This is a genomic window from Pseudomonas putida, assembly GCF_001976065.1.
Taxonomy (GTDB): domain Bacteria; phylum Pseudomonadota; class Gammaproteobacteria; order Pseudomonadales; family Pseudomonadaceae; genus Aquipseudomonas; species Aquipseudomonas serbica.
The window spans coordinates 669990-688241 of the sequence record NZ_MNAH01000003.1 but is presented as its reverse complement, the minus strand read 5'-3'; the positions used below and the strand labels follow the sequence as shown (position 1 = coordinate 688241).

Annotated in this window: 14 protein-coding genes and 2 pseudogenes; 4 read left to right on the top strand and 12 right to left on the bottom strand. The window is 61.4% G+C overall.

Going from position 1 to position 18252, the window contains the following annotated elements; translation table 11 throughout:
- The gene (locus BKX96_RS14370) at positions 1 to 1059 is read left to right on the top strand and encodes an MBL fold metallo-hydrolase (protein WP_077184335.1); all 1059 of its coding nucleotides are present in this window, start codon (positions 1 to 3) and stop codon (positions 1057 to 1059) included.
- Positions 1060 to 1188: 129 nt separating this feature from the next.
- On the top strand, positions 1189 to 2691 hold the full coding sequence (locus BKX96_RS14365; RefSeq protein WP_077184332.1) for an amidase family protein: 1503 nt from the start codon (positions 1189 to 1191) through the stop codon (positions 2689 to 2691).
- A 50-nt stretch (positions 2692 to 2741) separates the two neighbouring features.
- Here the strand turns inward: BKX96_RS14365 and BKX96_RS14360 are convergent, their stop codons facing one another.
- From BKX96_RS14360 to gap, 12 genes and pseudogenes are all read right to left on the bottom strand, one after another.
- Positions 2742 to 3059, bottom strand: coding sequence for a helix-turn-helix domain-containing protein (locus tag BKX96_RS14360; protein WP_046816598.1), 318 nt, complete (start codon positions 3057 to 3059; stop codon positions 2742 to 2744).
- A 148-nt stretch (positions 3060 to 3207) separates the two neighbouring features.
- On the bottom strand, positions 3208 to 4164 hold the full coding sequence (locus BKX96_RS14355; protein ID WP_077184329.1) for a hypothetical protein: 957 nt from the start codon (positions 4162 to 4164) through the stop codon (positions 3208 to 3210).
- A 3-nt stretch (positions 4165 to 4167) separates the two neighbouring features.
- A complete protein-coding gene (locus BKX96_RS14350; protein ID WP_077184327.1) occupies positions 4168 to 5514 on the bottom strand; it encodes a CoA transferase in 1347 nt (448 codons plus the stop codon).
- 51 nt (positions 5515 to 5565) lie between these two features.
- Positions 5566 to 6093 (bottom strand): annotated as a pseudogene (locus BKX96_RS33540) (methyl-accepting chemotaxis protein); the annotation flags it as partial.
- 330 nt (positions 6094 to 6423) lie between these two features.
- A pseudogene (locus tag BKX96_RS33535) lies at positions 6424 to 7431 on the bottom strand (methyl-accepting chemotaxis protein); the annotation flags it as partial.
- Positions 7432 to 7891: 460 nt separating this feature from the next.
- Complete coding sequence (locus BKX96_RS14340) at positions 7892 to 8281, bottom strand: YbaN family protein (protein WP_046816602.1); 390 nt, start codon at positions 8279 to 8281, stop codon at positions 7892 to 7894.
- A 145-nt stretch (positions 8282 to 8426) separates the two neighbouring features.
- Positions 8427 to 9035 (bottom strand): biliverdin-producing heme oxygenase, encoded by a 609-nt coding sequence (locus tag BKX96_RS14335; protein ID WP_046816603.1) that lies wholly within the window; start codon positions 9033 to 9035, stop codon positions 8427 to 8429.
- Between the two features lie 115 nt (positions 9036 to 9150).
- Complete coding sequence (locus tag BKX96_RS14330; RefSeq protein WP_077184324.1) at positions 9151 to 11715, bottom strand: TonB-dependent receptor; 2565 nt, start codon at positions 11713 to 11715, stop codon at positions 9151 to 9153.
- Positions 11716 to 11837: 122 nt separating this feature from the next.
- Complete coding sequence (locus BKX96_RS14325; RefSeq protein ID WP_077184321.1) at positions 11838 to 12803, bottom strand: FecR family protein; 966 nt, start codon at positions 12801 to 12803, stop codon at positions 11838 to 11840.
- A 102-nt stretch (positions 12804 to 12905) separates the two neighbouring features.
- The gene (locus tag BKX96_RS14320; protein WP_046816606.1) at positions 12906 to 13424 is read right to left on the bottom strand and encodes an RNA polymerase sigma factor; all 519 of its coding nucleotides are present in this window, start codon (positions 13422 to 13424) and stop codon (positions 12906 to 12908) included.
- Between the two features lie 77 nt (positions 13425 to 13501).
- Positions 13502 to 13966, bottom strand: a complete 465-nt coding sequence (locus BKX96_RS14315) for a methylglyoxal synthase (protein ID WP_046816607.1) — start codon at positions 13964 to 13966, stop codon at positions 13502 to 13504.
- 113 nt (positions 13967 to 14079) lie between these two features.
- Positions 14080 to 15081 carry a type I glyceraldehyde-3-phosphate dehydrogenase gene (gene gap / locus BKX96_RS14310; protein ID WP_046816608.1) on the bottom strand — a complete coding sequence of 334 codons (1002 nt, stop codon included), beginning with the start codon at positions 15079 to 15081 and terminating at the stop codon, positions 14080 to 14082.
- 220 nt (positions 15082 to 15301) lie between these two features.
- Here gap and edd point away from each other — a divergent pair, with 220 nt between their 5' ends.
- Both edd and BKX96_RS14300 read left to right on the top strand, forming a co-directional pair.
- On the top strand, positions 15302 to 17128 hold the full coding sequence (gene edd / locus BKX96_RS14305) for a phosphogluconate dehydratase (RefSeq protein ID WP_046816609.1): 1827 nt from the start codon (positions 15302 to 15304) through the stop codon (positions 17126 to 17128).
- Complete coding sequence (locus BKX96_RS14300) at positions 17125 to 18084, top strand: glucokinase (RefSeq protein ID WP_046816610.1); 960 nt, start codon at positions 17125 to 17127, stop codon at positions 18082 to 18084. The genes edd and BKX96_RS14300 overlap by 4 nt, the downstream gene beginning before the upstream one ends.
- Positions 18085 to 18252 lie beyond the last annotated feature (168 nt).

Below are 18252 nucleotides of genomic sequence, written 5' to 3'. Positions count from 1 at the left end.
ATGGCCAAATCAACTTCCGCGACGAACAGCGCCTCCAAGCCCGAAGCTTCCCGACAGGCTCAAGGACAGTTTCAAAACCATCGGCCGATCCAGCGTCTAAGCGTTGGCAAAACCTTGCGTATCCTCTGGAGCGCGATGTTTCACAAACCCCGCGACACCCGTCCGACGGCACCTGTACCCGTGCAGTCGCTGACGCAAGCGGCGTTGATGGCTGCGCCGAACCACAGCGTCTATCGCCTTGGTCATTCAACGGTATTACTCAAACTGCGCGACAGATTCTGGATCACTGACCCGGTCTTCGCCGAACGCGCCTCCCCCGTGCAATGGGCCGGCCCCAAGCGTTTTCACCAGCCGCCGATCAGCCTCGATCAATTGCCTCCGATAGAAGCCGTGATCCTGTCTCACGATCACTACGATCACCTGGACTATCGGGCGGTGCTCAAGCTTGCCGACAAGGCCAAGTACTTCCTCACCCCGTTAGGGGTGGGCGATACCCTGATCAAGTGGGGTATCGACCCCAGTAAAATCCGTCAACTGGACTGGTGGCAGTGCACTGAGGTCGAGGGCATTCAGTTCGTCGCCACGCCATCGCAGCACTTTTCCGGTCGTGGCCTATTCGACGGCAACAGCACCCTGTGGGCCTCGTGGGTAATGATCGATGGCGATACGCGCATCTTCTTCAGTGGCGACAGCGGCTACTTCGACGGCTTCAAACACATCGGTGAACAATACGGCCCCTTCGACCTGACACTCATGGAAACCGGCGCCTATAACGTCGACTGGCCCCATGTGCACATGCAACCTGAGCAAACCCTGCAGGCTCACCTCGACCTCAAGGGGCGTTGGTTGCTGCCGATTCACAACGGCACCTTCGATTTGTCGATGCATGCCTGGTACGAACCCTTCGACCGTATCCTGGCCCTGGCCTGGGAGCGCAATGTCTCGATCACCACGCCGCGCATGGGCGAGGCGTTCAATGTGCTGGCTGCGCAGCGCGGTACGGCGTGGTGGTATGAAGTCGAACAGCAGGTTTACCAGGAGCAGCAAAGTCTCGGGTGAAACAACTACAGGACGAAGCGAGTTTTCCTATGTGATTCGGGGGCAAGTGATGACGGACATTTCCGGCCGCGTCTGTAGGCTGGAGAGCGAGTGAACTCATTCACTTGCTACCATAAGGATGTCATTCACATGGATGTAAAGTTGAAAGGCTGCATGACGCGGCTGGCCCAGATTGTTCTGCTATCGATCGCAAGCTGCGCCAATGGGCAAGCCTTGGAGTACTTGAGTGTCGATGAAATCAGCAAGGAAATGGAGCGCGGCCAACTGAGCGCCGAGGCGCTGGTACAACATCTGCTGCAACGCGTCGACAGACTCGATAAAAACGGACCCGGGATCAATGCAATCATTGAGCTGAACCCCGATGCGCTGGCGATTGCCAGGTCGCTGGATCGTGAGCGCGAAACCGGGCATGTTCGCGGCCCCTTGCACGGAATTCCACTGTTGTTGAAAGACAATATCGATACATCAGATCAGATGCAGACCAGCGCCGGGTCAATGGCCATGATCGGGCAACCCGCCGCCAAGGATGCCTTTATCGTGCAACGGCTGAGGGCCGCTGGCGCGATCATTCTGGGCAAGACCAATCTCAGCGAGTGGGCGAACTTTCGTGATGCAGCGCTTCCCGACGGCTGGAGCGGCCGAGGCGGACAAACCAGGAATCCGCATCTGTTAAGCCAGACCCCTTGCGGTTCGAGCTCAGGGTCCGGCGCGGCAGTAGCCGCAGGTTTCGCACCCTTGAGTGTAGGGACGGAAACCGCCGGCTCGATTGTCTGTCCGGCATCGCTCAATGGGGTGGTGGGGCTCAAGCCCACGGTGGGGTTGTTGAGTCGCAGTGGCATTGTTCCGGTAACACACAAACTCGACACCCCTGGGCCGATGGCCCGCACCGTTCGCGATGCGGCCTTGCTGCTAAACGCCATGACGGGTAATGACGCCGCCGATCCGGTCAGCAAACCGCAAGCCCTCAATGGCTTGGATTACACGGCATTGCTCAGGCCCGGTTCGCTGGTTGGACGGCGCCTCGGTTATCCACTCAAGTTCGATGTGAGTGGTGAGGCAGCTCAGGGCGATCCCCAGTTTTCCCGTGCGCTGGAAGTCATGCAGGCCGCCAGGGCAACGATGATACCCATCGAGCTCAATGACCCTCAGTCGGCGCAGGTGGACGAGGCTCTTTCCATGGGCATCAAAAGACACCTGCCTGACTACCTCGCGAAACGGACCGGTCTGGCAATTCAGAGCCTCGAAGACCTTGTGCGTTTCAATCAACACACACCCGGCGTCGAAGGTCATGGGCAAAGCGTCTTGATCGCTGCCAATGACGTGGCGTTTGACCAACGTACCTACGAGCAACTGTGGCAGACAATCCAGCGTGAAAACGCCGCGGTCATCGATGACGTCCTGGCGCGGCACCAACTGGATGCCGTGGTGCTGGATGTCGGCTCACCGGGGTTGAACATCGTTCCGCTGGCGGGATACCCCAGCGTCATGATGCCTACCGGAGCAGACGAGGAAGGGCTGCCCACATCAGCATTGTTCTTCGGTGCACGCTGGAGCGAAGCCAGTCTCCTGGCCTTGGCTTATGGCTATGAACAGGCGTCCCATGCACGGCCAATACCTGCATTCAGGCCGTAGTTTCAGTTCGCTGCAAATCTGGTCGTAACTCGCAAGGTGGAGTTGCGACCTCATTCAACCATCGCAAAATCCGCCCGCGCCATTGGATTGGGCGTAGACCCTTTCACGTTCATCCCTCTGCCCGGCGCAAACCCGGGGAAGAACACCAGCCCTTCCGCTTCAAGCCGGTACGCCAATGCCAGGCGAGTGACATCCAGCACATCCTGCCGCGCCTCGAAGCGCTCGATGGCCTGCACCGAAACCCCGGCTTCGCGGGACAAGGTTTCCACGCTCCAGCCCAGCATCGCTCGGGCCTGGGCGCAGTGGGCCGGGGTGAATTGGAAGAGGGCGATACGTTCCAGGGTGATTTTCATCGCTTGAGAGGCCATGGGGGTTCTCCGGGCTCGAGAGTACTGGTTTTAAATTCACTGTGTTTTTGTACAGTTGTTTTCGATCCGGATCAAACGCATTTTTCGATTTTTGCCGATTCGTACCCCTTGGCCAGACAGAAGGTCAGTGTCTGTGCGGGACCGATGACTAGCCCTCCAGTCCCGGCGCCTCGCGCACGATCAAGTGGTCCAGATTCTCGATATTGGCGCTGAACACTCCGAACGTCTGCTCGGGATTTTTTTTGCTGGGCACCTGCTGCAGCGCCGGCTGGACGCCATAAAAGAAGCAATACAACGGCCGCCCGCTCTCGATGGCGTGCTTGATCTGCGCCAGGAACGCCGTGCGTTTGCGGTAGCTATCGATCAGCTTCTTGTTAAGGTAAACGTTGACTGAGTAGGGTTTTTTCTCGAACCAGACCTTCTTCTCGAAATCGATGCGAAAGCTTTGGGTGTAGTCCTTGATCTGCTTGATCTTGCCCCAGTAGACCAGCCCCTTGTTGTCTTGCAGGTATTCGATCTTCTTGAAAAACGAGGCATACGGTGCCGTGTGCTCGCCAATCTTCAGCGGCATGCGCTTGAGCAGCGCCTTGTCCTCGAAATTCGACACGAAGCACTCCACCGGGTGGGCGAAGACACTGGTCTTGTCCGGTGCCGATTCCCGCCCGGGCTGCTCGACACTGTTGGCTGCCGGAGCCGCTGCTGGTTCAGCTCCTTGCAGATCGGCAGCCACAATCGGGTGCGATGGCTTGCGCAGGTATTCACGCCTGCTCAGTAACAATTCCGACGGGAAATGTTCCTCACGACTGTCATCCGTTTCCTCGCCGGTCGAGGTCGGGGCCTTCAGGCTCACATAAGGACAACCGGCGACATGCCGCGTGCTCGGCAGGTTCTTGAAATGCGGCGTGCGCACATAGTTGACGTTCTTGGCGTTGAACGTGCCCAGCCCGTTCGCCACATCGAACGCCAGGCGACAGGCGTCATTGGGGCATTGGAAATGTTCTTTCGCGGAATCGAACGCCATCGTCTCGTCGAAATTCAGATCGCGCACGTCGTAGATCGACAGTTTTTCATCGAGGCCGAGGCAATAGGCGAGGTCGAATTTCATGGGCTACCACTGCGCACGATGTGAACCCAGTTCAGACGCCGCAAGCGTCCACTGCACGGGTGTCCCGGTGATCTTCAGCGGGACGTGCAGGCGATGTGCCGGGCCCCATGGCGTTTGCTCGACGAGCATCCCCTGGTCCTGTTCATCTTCGGCCCGCAACGGTTCGTCGCTCCCGCGACCCTGGTCGATCAACAGTTTCGCCGTGCGCGCCAGCGACAGCCGCGCCGAACCACCCTGGCCGTTGTTCAAGCGTCCAGCCAACAACTTGATCGCACTGGCCGCCATCAGATACCCGGTGGCGTGATCGAGCGCCTGCAGGGGCAAAGGTGCCGGTTTATCCGCCTGCTGGCTGATCATGCCGGCATGTGCGATGCCGCTGCTCATCTGCACCAGGCTGTCGAAGCCGCGACGGTTCTGCCACGGGCCGCTCCAGCCGTAGGCGTTGAGGCAAACGTCGATCAGGCCTGGGATCCGTCGGTGCCGTTCTGCGGCACCATATCCCAGGCGTTCCAGGGCATCGGCGCGATAACCGTGCAGCACGATGTCGGCGTCCTTGAGCAGGCTTTCGAATACCTCGCGAGCGGTTTTGTCGTGCAGGTCCAGGCGTGCGCAACGCTTGCCCAGCGTCATCTCCGGCACCACGCCGGGCTCGTTCCAGGTGGGTGGGTCAATGCGCAGTACGTTGGCGCCAAGGCCAGCGAGAAAGCGGCTGGCGACAGGGCCTGCCAGCACGCGGGTCAGGTCCAGCACCTTGATGCCGGCCAGGGGCTGCGCCACCGATCCCTGCCAGGCGGTGCTGTGCCGGTGGTTGCCGGTGGTGAACTGAACCAGCGGTTCGGCATTGACCGCAAGCCCTTGCGGATGGGCCTGCCACTGTTCCCAACTGCGCATTTGGGCGGCACAGCCCCCGGCATCGACCACGGCCTGCTCCAGGTCGCTCTTGGCCCATCGCACCACTTTACTGGCCATCGCCTTGCGGTCGGCGCAGGCGCCCAGCACCGATTCAGCGGCGGCGCGGTGATGGGGCGCATTGGTGTGCAGGCGGATCCAGCCATCCTTTGTGGCGTAGTCACCTGCGATCGGGTCCCACAGCGGCGGAACCTTCCAGCCAACCGGGCGAATAGAACCGGAGAACCAGAAGGAGGCCAGGCGTCGGTCGACTTCAAGGCCGGGCAAGCGTCCGGTTTGCTGGTGCAGCAATTCGCTGACAGCCTGGCCGGCGGCGGCGATGCTGGCGCACGCCAGGTCGGTGACGGCAAACGCCGAGGGCAGGGCGCCGCTGGAGGTGAACGCAATGGGCGTGTGCGGCATGCCGAGTTCGGCTTGAATGGACGTGAGTAAATCAGTCATCGAAGGGCCCTCCGGAACGAGAGCCCGATTGTAGGAGCGAGACGGGATGAATTACACCCGGAACTGATCCATCAGTTTCATCTGCTGGGTGGTCAGGGCATTGAGCTGGCTGCTGATCTGCGCCGATTCGGTGGCTTGCCCGGTCAGGGTTTCGGTGACGGTGCGGATCGCCGATACGTTGCGGTTGACCTCTTCGGCCACGGCGCTTTGCTGTTCGGCGGCGCTGGCGATCTGCAGGTTCATGTCGCTGATCACCGTGACCGCGTCGCTGATTTTGCCCAAGGCCTGGACCGCTTGCTGGATTTGTCCGGCGTTGCTGTGGGCCTGGGTCTGGCTCGAGTGCATGGTGGCGACCACACCGCGGGTTCCGGTCTGGATGCGCTCGATCACCAGGCGAATTTCTTCCACCGAATCCTGGGTGCGTTTGGCCAGGTTGCGCACTTCGTCGGCGACCACCGCAAAGCCGCGACCGCTCTCGCCGGCACGGGCGGCTTCAATCGCCGCGTTGAGGGCCAGCAGGTTGGTCTGTTCGGCGATGCTGCGGATCACCTCCAGTACCGAACCGATCTGCTCGCTGTTGACCGCCAGTGCCTCGACTTCCGTCACGGCCTTGCTGACTTCGTCGGCCAGCTGATTGATGTCACGCGTGCTGCGCTCGATGATCTGCATGCCGTCGCGGGCCGACTGATCGGCACCCTTGGCCGCACTGGCGGCGTTCGACGCGCTGTTGGCGACGTCGTGGGCGGTGGCGCTCATTTCATTGGACGCGGTGGCGACCTGGTCGATTTCACGAAATTGCACCTGCATGCCTTCGCTAGTCTGGCGGGCGATTTCCGAGGACTGGTCAGCGGTGCCGCGGGCATCGGTAATGCTCTGCTTGATCTGTGCGATGGTCGGCTGCAGCTTGTCGAGGAAGCGGTTGAACCAGCTGACCAGTTCGCCCAGTTCATCCTTCTTGCTGTAGTGCAGGCGCTGGGTCAGGTCGCCGTCGCCGCTGGCAATCGCCTTGAGCATCACGGCCACGCTGTTGATCGGCCGGGTCACGCCGGAAGCAGTCAGCCACATCAGCAACAGGCCGAGCAGGCCGGCAACGACGGCGACCAGTATCGCCTTGAGCGTGCCGCTTTGCTGGGCATCGTCGAGCACTGCTTGCAGCTTCACCGAATCGGCCAGCAGCACTTGTTTGGGCAAGTCGATCACCACGCCCCAGGGCTTGGCGTCGGCAATCGGGCTGACCGGGTACACGGCGCGGATCAGGTCGCCCTGTTGGAGTATCTTCGGCGCACCGCTACCCAGCGATTGCTGGATGTCTTTACCTTCGGCGCCCAGGGTGTCGCCGATGCTCTTGCCAACCTTGCCGGCGTCGACACTGTAGGCGGCGAGCACGCCGCTGCCGGAGACGATCAGCATGTGCCCGGCGTTGTTGAACAGCTCGCGCTGGGAGTCGACGGCGGCGGCCTGCAAGGTGTCGAGGGCGATATCGATACCGACGACGCCGATGGCCTTGCCGTCCACCAGCAGCGGTATGGAAATGGTGGTCATCAACACTTCCTTGTCCGCGACGGTGTCGGCGTACGGGTCCAGCAGGCAGGTCCGCTTGCTGTCCCGGGGGCAGGTGTACCACACGTTGTAAGGCGTGCCGCTGAGGTTCAGGGTGGTCTTGGTCATGTCTTCTTCGACCATGATCGTGTTCAGCGCGGTCCCTGCGGCACGGCTCCAGTAGGTGGCGAAACGACCGGCTTCGTTGGACTGGCGCGCGGCGTCACCGACGAATTCGCTGTCCTTGCCATCCAGGCCGTCGGGTTCGAACGCCAGCCAGATCCCCAGCACCTTGCTGTTGCGCTCGAAGGCGGTTTTCAGGCTCTGGTTGAGCTCCTCGCGCAGGGTGCCGGCCTCCAGCGAACGCTTGGCGGCCATGGTGCGCATGTCCTTGATCTGGTCCGCCAGGGCGGTCACCACCGTCAGGGTTTCACCGAACGTCTTCTGCACCCGCACCGCTTGCTCGGCCGCCTTGGCCTGGAGCAGGTCCTGCACACTGTCGGTAAGCATTCTGCTGCTGGAGGCGCTGACCAGTTCATCGTTCTGATTGGTCTGGTAGAGGTTCATGCCCACGATCGATGCGACCACGCCAAGCAGGCACAGGCCGGACAACAGGACGATTTTCAGGCGGATGGACAGTGAGTCGAACATGGGGCGAGCTCGCGAATGGATGAGGGGTGGCTGTGAGCCATTACGGCTCGACACGCCAAATCCATTTAGCGCCATTCCAGCTCATCGGCGCGGGGCACAGAATGCATGAGGGGGCTGCCGACGAACGGTCATGTTTAAACGTTTGCGCGGGAAAAAGTGCCGGAAAGCGGATGAAAAACGGGGAAGTTTATCGGCGTTGCGCCAGGGATTCCGGTCGCGACCAGATCCACAAGTTGCCCAGGCCCATGCCAGCAATCGCCAGGTAGATCGGCCAGCCGTGATCAAGCATCACCAACATGAGCCCGGCGCATGACAGCATGCTGACAGTGGCGCTGATTTTTGCCCGGCGCGCGATGATCTTGCCGTTGCGCCAGTTACTGAGGATGGGGCCGAACAGCCGATGGTTTTCCAGCCAGGCGCTCAGGCGCGGCGAACTTCTCGTGGCAGCCCACGCGGCCAGGAGGATGAATTCGGTGGTCGGCAGGCCGGGTATGACGATGGCGACCAGGCCGATGCCGAGGCTGACGTAGGCCAGCAGGCCGAAGAGGAGGCGGGCGAGTTTGGAGGAGGTGGGCATGGGCTCAAAGTAAACTGGCGATCTTGCGGGCACAATCGGCCCCTTGTAGGAGCGAGCTTGCTCGCGAAGACGGCGGCACATTCAAATACAATGTGCCTGACACACCTTCGCGAGCAAGCTCGCTCCTACAAAGGGCGGTGGGGTGTCAGGCGGTTTCCGGGGTGCTGGCGTAAGCCTGTTCCAGCAACACCGTGAAGCGGTTGAAGGCGTCGATGGCGCCTTTATCCAGCTCGGCTTCTTCCTCGGCGCTGAGTTCCAGTTCATCGAGGGTCTTGACGAAATTTTTCCAGCCTTGCGCGCGGCCACCTTCAGGTTCGCCAAGATGGCGGGCGCCGAAGGTTTCGCTCAGGCCCAGGCCCACGGCACGCTTGATCAGGAACGCCGCGCCCAGCTTCGAGCCTTCGGAGACGAAGATCCAGCCCAGGGCCCGGGCTTTGCCTGGGTTCTGCAGCGCACCGGCAACCGGCGCCGGCACTTCGCTGTCGAGGTCCGCGAGGTCTGCCTTGGCCGCATCGGCACGGCAGCGCGCCGGCAGGTCCGGGACGATGGCCGTCAGTTCGGCATCGTTGTACAGCGCCACCAGTTCCGACTGGAACAGGTATTGCGCCACCACGAACCGGGCAAAGCTGGCCTGGGTTTCAAAGGGGGCATGGGCCTTGACCAGTGCATCGAGCTTGCTGTGCGGCTCGTTGGTGACCTGGTTCAAGCGTTGTGAACGCAGGGTGGGGCGTTGGGCGGTGTCCTGGGTGGTCATGGCAAATCCTTGGAAAAGAAGAGGCGCTTGGTAACGAGACGAATGAGCAGGCGCATGACAGTAAAAAAACCTCACCGGGCGGCTGTTACAGCAACGCGCGGTGAGGTGCTCAGGTTCAGATGTCCCAGACCAGGTTGATCGCGAAGTTGCGTCCAGGCTGAGTCAGGCGATCGAGGTTGGCTGGCTGCGTTACCGAGGCTTCGCCGACGCTGTCATAGCCGCGTACGTCATCCCACTGCCAGTATTTCTTGTCAGTCAGGTTGTACAGGCCGGCGTTGACGGTCAGGTCGTCGCTTACCTTGTAGAAACCGGCCAGATCAAGCACACCGTAACCCGGTGTCTTGAATTGGGTGCTGGTGCCGTCCGGCGTGTTGAAGCTGGTGCTGTCGACGCGGGTCTTGCGCTTGACCAGGGTCCAGTTCAGCAACGCGCCGTATTGGTCCTGGTCATAACCGAGGCCGAACACGCCGGTCAGCGGATTGACGCTATTGAGTGGCTCACCGCTGTCATCGTTGCGACCATACAGGTAGGCTACGGAGCCCTGGGTGTACAGGCCGTTTGGCGCACCGAAGCTATCCAGGTTCAAGCGGCCCTTGAGTTCCAGGCCCTTGATGGTGGCGTGCTTGATGTTGTTGCTCTGGAAGGTCGTCTCGGTGTAGCCGGGGGTAATGGCGTTCTCGTCGATGAAGTCGCGGTATTTGTTGTAGAAAACAGCGACATCGAAGGTGCCGGCCTCGAACTGCCCACGCAGGCCGGTTTCATAGCTTTTGCTCTTTTCCGGTTCGAGATCGGGGTTGGGCGCGACCTGATAGCCACCCGCCAGGTTTTCGAAGCGGCCATACAGGGCCTTGGCGGACGGAGTGCGGAAGCCTTCGGCGTACTGGCCATACCAGGTGTAGTTGTCGTCGAAGCGGTAAGTGGTACCGAACTTCGGCGACAGGCGATGCCAGGTCTTGGTGTCCTCGTTGACCTCGCCGTTACCACTCTGGTCGGCCGTCACCAGGAACTCATCGGTCAGGTGCGGCTTGAGCTGGGTGTAGTCGTAGCGCAGGCCGGGCACGAAGGTCCAGTCGTTCCAGGCGATCTGGTCCTGGGCGAACAGGCTGTAGGTGTTGATGGTCGGGTCCGGGAAGTCGCTGGCCGGGGTCAAGGTGTCGGCAGGGCTGGCGGCGCCGACGACACGGCAGGTACCGGCCACGGTCAGGCAGGTGCCGCTACCGGTGCGCAGGCCGGTGACTTTGTCCTGCTTGATGGTGGTGCCGTAAGTGACGACATGGTCCGTGTCGGCAATGGCAAATGCCTTGTCAGCCTGGGCATCGAATACCCATTGGCGGTCCTTGTAGGTGGTATCGCGGTTACGCAGCACCGTGCGCGACGGCGCATAGATTTCTTCCGTGCTCTGGTCGGTCTTGGCGATCTGGTAATTCAGTGTCCACTTGATGTTGTCGGCCAGCAGGCTGTCCAGGGCGAAGCGGTGTTCCAGGCCAAAGCGCTCGCGGGTAATGGTGTCGTTGCCGGTGCGCGATTGGTAGAAACCGAAGCCGCGTCCCGCGTTGAAGGGTCCACCCACGGCGCTCAGTTGATGGGTGTCGCGATCGTCCTTGTAGTGCTCGTAAGTCAAGCCGAAGCGCGCATCGTCAGCGTAGTTCCAGCCCAACTTGGCCAGCACGTTGGTGGTGCGCACGTCCTCGGGGTTGGCTTCAGTGCGGTTCAGGCCGGTTCCACCGGTCTCGCCGTAGGACTCGGTTTCATGACCATTGCGCTGGCTGAGGTGCAACAAACCGTCGAAGTCGCCGGTGCGCCCGGCCACGGTGCCTGAGGTGAGCCAGCTATCATCGGCCGAACTGTAGCCGGTCTTCAGGCGGGCACCGACGTCCTGGCCTGGCTTGATGATGTCGTCCGGGTCCAGGGTGTAGTAGCTGACGGCGCCGCCAATGGCGTTGCTGCCGTACAGCACCGACGCCGGGCCACGGAGGATTTCCACGCGCTTGACGATTTCCGGGTCGACGTAATTGCGGTTGGTCTGGGCGTACGGGCCATTGAAAAAGCCGTCGGGCACTTGCACGCCGTCGACCTGGGTCAACACACGGTCGCCGTCGATGCCGCGGATGTTGTAGCCGGAAAGCCCCGCGCGTGTACCGGCACCGCCCACCGAAACGCCTGGCTCGTAACGCACCAGATCCTTGATGCTGTTGACGTTGTTGCGGTCGAGCTTTTCGCGGGTGTGGACGGTGACAGTGCTGGGCACGCTGCTCACGTCCTGCTCCTGACGCGTGGCGCTGATGGTCACTTGTTGCAGGTTGAGCGTGCCGGAGTCAATGCGAGGCTCGAGGATGATGTTGTTGCTGCCCAGTTTGCGATAGTTCAGGTGGGTCCCCACCAACAGGCGCTCGAGGGCTTTTTCCGGTGTCAGCGATCCGCGCACGCCCGGCGACTCCATGCCTTGAGCCAGTTCGGCGGAAAAGCCGACCTGCCAGCCGGTCACAGCGGTAAAGGCATTGAGCGCCGACACCAGCGACTGCGGCGCAATGGTGAATGCGTAATCGCCCATTTTGCGCGCCGGCTGCTCGGCGGCAGTGGCGGCCATGACCGGTGCAGTACCGGCCATCAAAATGGCGGCGGTCAGCAGCGACAGTACGCGGGAGGGTGAAGAGGCTGGGCGGGTAAGGCGAGAGGACATCGATAGCGCTCCGTGTCGCACGAATCTTTATAGGTGCTGATTGGCATATAGAGATGCGAATCAATTGCATTGGCTATAACGAGACGTACGAGCTTTGGCTATCGAGTAAAAATAATTCTCATTTAGTTCAAGATCACCAGCGCCGGGTATTCCTTGAGCTGTGCCGAGGTGATGTGTGCCAGCGATCGGATCACGTCCAGCGGCTGGTCGAGACGATAATTCCCGGTCACGGCAACATCGGCCAATCGCTCGTTGTTGTTGATGATCCAGCCCGGATAATAGCGGCGCAGCTCCGCCAGCACCTGGCTCAGCGGGCAGTTTTCAAACACCAGGCGACCCTGGACCCAGGCCAGGTCGGTGGCCGCATCCAGTTTGGCCGGGCGGTCGAAACCGTTGGGGCCGATACGGATGCTTTCCCCGGCTGTCAGGCGTACCCGGGCGTCGCCGCCGGTGGCGCGCAAGTCGACATCCCCGCGCTGCACCCGAACCTGAGTCACGCCATCGAGGTAACGCACGGCAAACGCGGTATCGCGGACACTCGCCGTGACCCGCCCTGCGTCGATTTCCAGCGGCAGGCCGCGATGGGGCTGCACGTCGAAAAACGCCTCGCCCTGATACAGGCGGGCCACGCGCTTGTGCTCGTTGATGGTGCTGGAGAAGGCCGAGTTGGTGTTGAGCAGCACTTGCGAGCCATCCTCCAGTTGCAGGCGCTGGCGCTCGCCAACCACGGTCAGGTGATCGGCCTGCAGGCGCAGGGGCAGATTACTGAAACTGAACAAACCGAGGATCAGCACGGCGGCAGTGGCCAGGGGTTTGCAGTGCGGACGCAGGCGCGACAGCACGCTGACTTTCGCGGGCTGCGTCGCCAGGCTCTGCGCGCATTGGGTGACGGGTGCACCGTTCCAGATCGCCTGGGCCCTGGCGAACGCTTCGGCGTGCGCCGGGTCGGCCGCGAGCCATTGGTGGAACTGGCGAGTCTGTTCTTCGCTCGGGCTGTCCAGCACGATCAGCCAGTCCAGGGCCTGGTCCATCGCCTCGGCTGTGGCCGGCGCCTGGGCAGGCGAAGGGGCGCGGTGGGTGTCCGTCACGGTGTTTCCTCGGCAGTGTCTGTGCACGGCTGTTTTTTTAGTGAAGCGCAAAAGAGGGCCAAGGGTAGCCCTGATGACCAGGTGCGTCGAGCCAGCGGCGATTCAGTGGTCGTTCAACCGGTCGGCGAGGCCGATACAGATCGTCATGATCAGTTTCAGCTCCTTCTGCACGGTACTGAGCGAGACGTCGAGTTTCTCGGCAATCTCCAGGTAGCTGTGGCCGTGCAGGCGGCTGAGGATGAAAATCTGCTGCTGGCGGGCACTGAGTTGACTGAGGCGCACGTTCAGACGCTCGAGCAATTGTTCGGCATGGGCGGCGTCCTCGGCACTGCTGGCGGGGGCGGCGACGCTTTCCACCACGTCCAGTGGTACGTCATCGACCATGGTCCGCGAGTGGATGCGTCGGGCACGCAAATGGTCCAGTGCCAGGTTGCGGGCCGTCTGGAAAACAAAGGGCTCCAGGTGATCGATGGCCCGCTCGCTGAGCGCTCGGGTCACGCGCAGGTAGGTTTCCTGCAAGAGGTCTTCGGCGGTGCTGTGGTTATTGACCATCCGCTCCAGCGTGCGCAGCAGGGACACTCGCTGGGTGATGAAGACGTCGTTGAAGCGCGATTGACTCACGGGAGGACCTGATCCATTTCGAGTAGATGATAATGCTTATCATCTACTCGAATGGTCAAGTATTGAATTGTGAAGGTTTACGCGCGGCCTTGCAGGTACGTCGCGTAATCCGGAATCCGATGTGGATGCGCCTGATCCATCAGCGGGCTGCTGAGCAGGTAGTCGGCGCTGCATTCGTTGCATGCCACCGGGATGTTCCACACCGCAGCAACCCGCAGCAATGCCTTGATGTCGGGATCGTGGGGTTGTGGTTCGAACGGGTCCCAGAAAAATACCAGCATGTCGACCCGTTGCTCGGCGATGCGCGCGCCGAGCTGTTGGTCTCCGCCGAGCGGGCCACTGATCATGCTTTCCACCGGCAGGTCCAGGCGTTGTTGCAACAACAACCCCGTGGTGCCGGTGGCGACCAGTTCATGCCGGGCCAGGCGGTCTTTCTGGCGTTCTGCCCAGTCCAGCAAAAACACTTTGCAGTGGTCGTGAGCGACCAGGGCGATGCGCTTGCGCGCAGTCATGGTCTTTTGGGTGAAGCTGATACCGATCATGGGTTGTTCCATAAACAACGGGGGGCGTCTGGCATGCTGGCGATGGCGATCTCGAGGATGCCTTCGCTGGCAAGTCGGATCGCCGCATCGCAGCTCCTACAAGTAAGCTTCGCTTACTCTGCGTGGCACAGCGCCAGGCAGTTATCGAGCATGCGGTTGGAGAAGCCCCATTCGTTGTCGTACCAGGCCAGCACCTTGAGCAGCTTGCCGCTGGATTTGGTGTGGTTGGCGTCGAAGATCGACGACAGCGGGTTGTGGTTGAAGTCGCTGGAAACCAGCGGCAAGGTGTTGTAGCCGAGGATCTTCGAATGCTGGCTGGCCTGCTTGAGCAGCGCGTTGACCTCTTCAGCCGTGGCTTCTTTTTTCAGCTGCACGGTCAGGTCCACCAGGGAGACGTTGATCACCGGCACGCGCACCGCCATGCCGGTCAGTTTGCCCGCCAGTTCCGGCAGCACCAGGCCGACCGCTTCGGCTGCCCCGGTCTTGCTCGGGATCATGTTCTGGGTGGCCGAACGGGCGCGGTACGGGTCGCTGTGGTAGACGTCGGTCAGGTTCTGATCGTTGGTGTAGGCATGGATGGTGGTCATCAGGCCGCTTTCGATGCCCAGTTCGCGGTGCAGCACCTGGGCCACCGGGGCCAGGCAGTTGGTGGTGCACGAGGCGTTGGAAATGATCTGGTGCGACTGGCGCAGAATGTCGTGGTTGACCCCATACACCACGGTGGCGTCGGCACCTGATGCTGGCGCGGAGATGATCACTTTGCGTGCGCCGGCCGTAATATGCGCGGCGGCTTTGGCGCGGTCGGTGAACAGACCGGTGCACTCGAACACCACATCGATCTTTTCCGCAGCCCAGGGCAGTTCGGCCGGATTGCGAATGGCGCTCACCGAAATTCGATCGCCGTTGACGGTGAGACTTTCCTGATCATGCTGGACATCGGCTTCAAACGTGCCGTGAACCGTGTCGTACTTGAGCAAATGCGCATTGATAGCGCTGTCTCCCAAGTCGTTGATGGCGACGATCTGCAAATCCTGGCGATAGCCTTGGGTATAGAGTGCTCGAAGGACGTTACGACCAATTCGGCCAAAACCATTGATTGCGATTCGTAGAGTCATTTGTCAGCGCCGCCGTCGTTTTGTTGTTGGAATTACAAGATTATTCGCAAAAAAATAGAAAACAAGCCTTTTTAATGGCAATATTTTATTCAATCTACAACGAGTGACCTGAATCAACTGGTCCAACCGATCAAGAAAACCGTCTGTCATCCCATCGACACCGGCCTTTGATCAGCATAGACAATCAGGTCGCCACATCCGTTAGCCTGGAGTTCTACACATGCATCCCCGCGTCCTTGAGGTCACCGAACGGCTTATCGCCCGCAGCCGCGCCACGCGTCAGGCTTACCTTGCACTGATTCGCGATGCCGCCAGCGACGGTCCGATGCGCGGCAAGCTGCAATGCGCCAACTTTGCCCACGGCGTGGCCGGTTGTGGCAGCGACGACAAGAACAGCCTGCGGATGATGAACTCCGCCAACATCGCAATTGTTTCGTCATATAACGACATGCTCTCGGCGCACCAGCCGTACGAAGTCTTCCCCGAGCTGATCAAAAAAGCCTTGCGCGAAATCGGCTCCGTCGGCCAGTTCGCCGGCGGCACCCCGGCCATGTGCGATGGCGTGACCCAGGGCGAGCCCGGCATGGAGCTGAGCCTGCCGAGCCGTGAAGTGATCGCGCTGTCCACCGCCGTGGCGCTGTCCCACAACATGTTCGATGGCGCGCTGATGCTCGGCATCTGCGACAAGATCGTCCCGGGCCTGATGATGGGTGCGCTGCGGTTCGGCCATCTGCCGATGATCTTCGTCCCGGGCGGGCCGATGGTGTCGGGCATTTCCAACAAGCAGAAAGCCGACGTGCGCCAGCGCTACGCCGAAGGCAAGGCCAGCCGCGAAGAGCTGCTGGAGTCGGAAATGAACTCCTACCACAGCCCCGGTACCTGCACCTTCTACGGCACCGCCAACACCAACCAGCTGCTGATGGAAGTCATGGGCCTGCACTTGCCGGGCGCCTCCTTCGTCAACCCGAACACACCGTTGCGCGACGCGCTCACTCGCGAAGCGGCGCACCAGGTGACGCGCATTACCAAGCAGAATGGCGATTACCTGCCGATCGGCGAAATCGTCGACGAGCGTTCGCTGGTCAACTCCATCGTCGCCCTGCATGCCACCGGCGGCTCGACCAACCACACCTTGCACATGCCGGCCATTGCCATGGCCGCAGGTATCCAGCTGACCTGGCAGGACATGGCCGACCTCTCCGAGGTAGTGCCGACCCTGAGTCACGTCTACCCGAACGGCAAGGCCGACATCAACCACTTCCAGGCCGCGGGCGGCATGTCGTTCCTGATCCGCGAACTGCTGGAAGCCGGGCTGCTCCACGAAAACGTCAACACCGTGCTGGGCCATGGCCTGAGCCGCTACACCCAGGAACCGTTCCTCGACAATGGCGAGCTGGTCTGGCGCGAAGGCATCACCGAAAGCCTTGATGAAAGCATCCTGCGTCCGGTCGCCCGCGCATTCTCGCCAGAGGGCGGCTTGCGGGTGATGGAAGGCAATCTTGGTCGCGGGGTGATGAAGGTTTCTGCGGTGGCCCTGGAAAACCAGATCGTCGAAGCGCCCGCCATGGTGTTCCAGGATCAGCAGGACCTGGCCGATGCGTTCAAGGCCGGTTTGCTGGAGAAGGATTTTGTCGCGGTGATGCGCTTCCAGGGCCCGCGCTCCAACGGCATGCCGGAACTGCACAAGATGACGCCGTTCCTTGGCGTGCTGCAGGATCGCGGCTTCAAGGTGGCCCTGGTCACCGACGGGCGCATGTCCGGTGCGTCGGGGAAAATCCCCGCGGCCATTCACGTCAGCCCTGAAGCTTATGTGGGCGGCGCTTTGGCGCGGGTGCAAGAGGGCGATATCATCCGCGTCGATGGCGTCAAAGGCACCCTGGAGCTTAAGGTGGACGCCGAAGAATTTGCAGCGCGCACGCCGGCCAAGGGCCTGTTGGGCAACAACATCGGCACCGGTCGCGAACTGTTTGGTTTCATGCGCATGGCCTTCAGCTCGGCAGAGCAGGGGGCCAGCGCCTTCACTTCTGCCCTGGAGACGCTTAATTGAAACTGGCTTTGGTCGGTGACATCGGAGGCACCAACGCACGTTTCGCGTTGTGGAAGAACCAGCAACTGGAATCGGTCCAGGTGCTGGCGACGGCCGACCACGCCAGCCCGGAAGAGGCGATTGCCCTCTATCTGAGCGGGCTGGGCCTGGCGCCGGGTTCGATCGGCTCGGTGTGCCTGTCGGTGGCGGGCCCGGTGAGCGGCGACGAATTCAAGTTCACCAACAACCACTGGCGCCTGAGTCGCCGGGGGTTCTGCCAGACCTTGCAGGTGGACCGGTTGCTGCTGGTCAACGATTTTTCGGCCATGGCCCTGGGCATGACCCGCCTGCAACCCGGCGAGTTTCGCGTGGTGTGCGAAGGCACGCCGGAGCCGTTGCGCCCGGCGGTGGTGATTGGCCCGGGGACGGGGCTGGGTGTCGGCACCTTGCTTGATCTCGGTGAAGGCCGTTTTGCCGCTTTGCCGGGGGAAGGTGGTCACGTCGACCTGCCGCTGAGCAGCCCGCGCGAGACTCAATTGTGGCAGCACATCTTCAACGAGATCGGGCACGTCAGCGCTGAAACGGCGTTGAGTGGCAGCGGCTTGCCCCGGGTCTATCGGGCGATCTGTGCGGTGGACGGCCACAGGCCGGTGCTCGACACCCCGGAGGCGATTACGGCTGCCGGGTTGGCGGGCGACCCGATTGCCCTGGAAGTGCTCGAGCAATTCTGCTGCTGGCTCGGCCGCGTGGCCGGCAACAATGTGCTGACCACCGGTGCGCGCGGTGGCGTGTACATCGTTGGCGGGGTGATCCCGCGCTTCGCCGATTTCTTCCTCGAAAGCGGCTTCGCCCGGTGCTTTGCCGACAAGGGCTGCATGAGCGATTACTTCAAGGGTATCCCGGTGTGGTTGGTGACGGCGCCGTATTCCGGGCTTGTTGGCGCGGGTGTGGCGCTGGAGCAATCCATTCCGGTTTGAAAATGCGATCAAAATGTGGGAGCGAGCCTGCTCGCGAATGCAGTGTGTCAGTCAACGAATGTGTTGAATGTAAAACCGCTTTCGCGAGCAGGCTCGCTCCCACAGTTGTTTCTGTGGTGTTTGCAGTTTCAGTGCTTAAGGCATAATCCGCCCAATTCAAATAACAAG

Coding starts and splice junctions, on each gene's coding strand:
- BKX96_RS14370 (WP_077184335.1), top strand. CDS start 1: ATGGCCAAATCAACTTCCGCGACGAACAGCGCCTCCAAGCCCGAAGCT.
- BKX96_RS14365 (WP_077184332.1), top strand. CDS start 1,189: ATGGATGTAAAGTTGAAAGGCTGCATGACGCGGCTGGCCCAGATTGTT.
- BKX96_RS14360 (WP_046816598.1), bottom strand. CDS start 3,059: ATGGCCTCTCAAGCGATGAAAATCACCCTGGAACGTATCGCCCTCTTC.
- BKX96_RS14355 (WP_077184329.1), bottom strand. CDS start 4,164: ATGAAATTCGACCTCGCCTATTGCCTCGGCCTCGATGAAAAACTGTCG.
- BKX96_RS14350 (WP_077184327.1), bottom strand. CDS start 5,514: ATGACTGATTTACTCACGTCCATTCAAGCCGAACTCGGCATGCCGCAC.
- BKX96_RS14340 (WP_046816602.1), bottom strand. CDS start 8,281: ATGCCCACCTCCTCCAAACTCGCCCGCCTCCTCTTCGGCCTGCTGGCC.
- BKX96_RS14335 (WP_046816603.1), bottom strand. CDS start 9,035: ATGACCACCCAGGACACCGCCCAACGCCCCACCCTGCGTTCACAACGC.
- BKX96_RS14330 (WP_077184324.1), bottom strand. CDS start 11,715: ATGTCCTCTCGCCTTACCCGCCCAGCCTCTTCACCCTCCCGCGTACTG.
- BKX96_RS14315 (WP_046816607.1), bottom strand. CDS start 13,966: ATGATCGGTATCAGCTTCACCCAAAAGACCATGACTGCGCGCAAGCGC.
- gap (WP_046816608.1), bottom strand. CDS start 15,081: ATGACTCTACGAATCGCAATCAATGGTTTTGGCCGAATTGGTCGTAAC.
- edd (WP_046816609.1), top strand. CDS start 15,302: ATGCATCCCCGCGTCCTTGAGGTCACCGAACGGCTTATCGCCCGCAGC.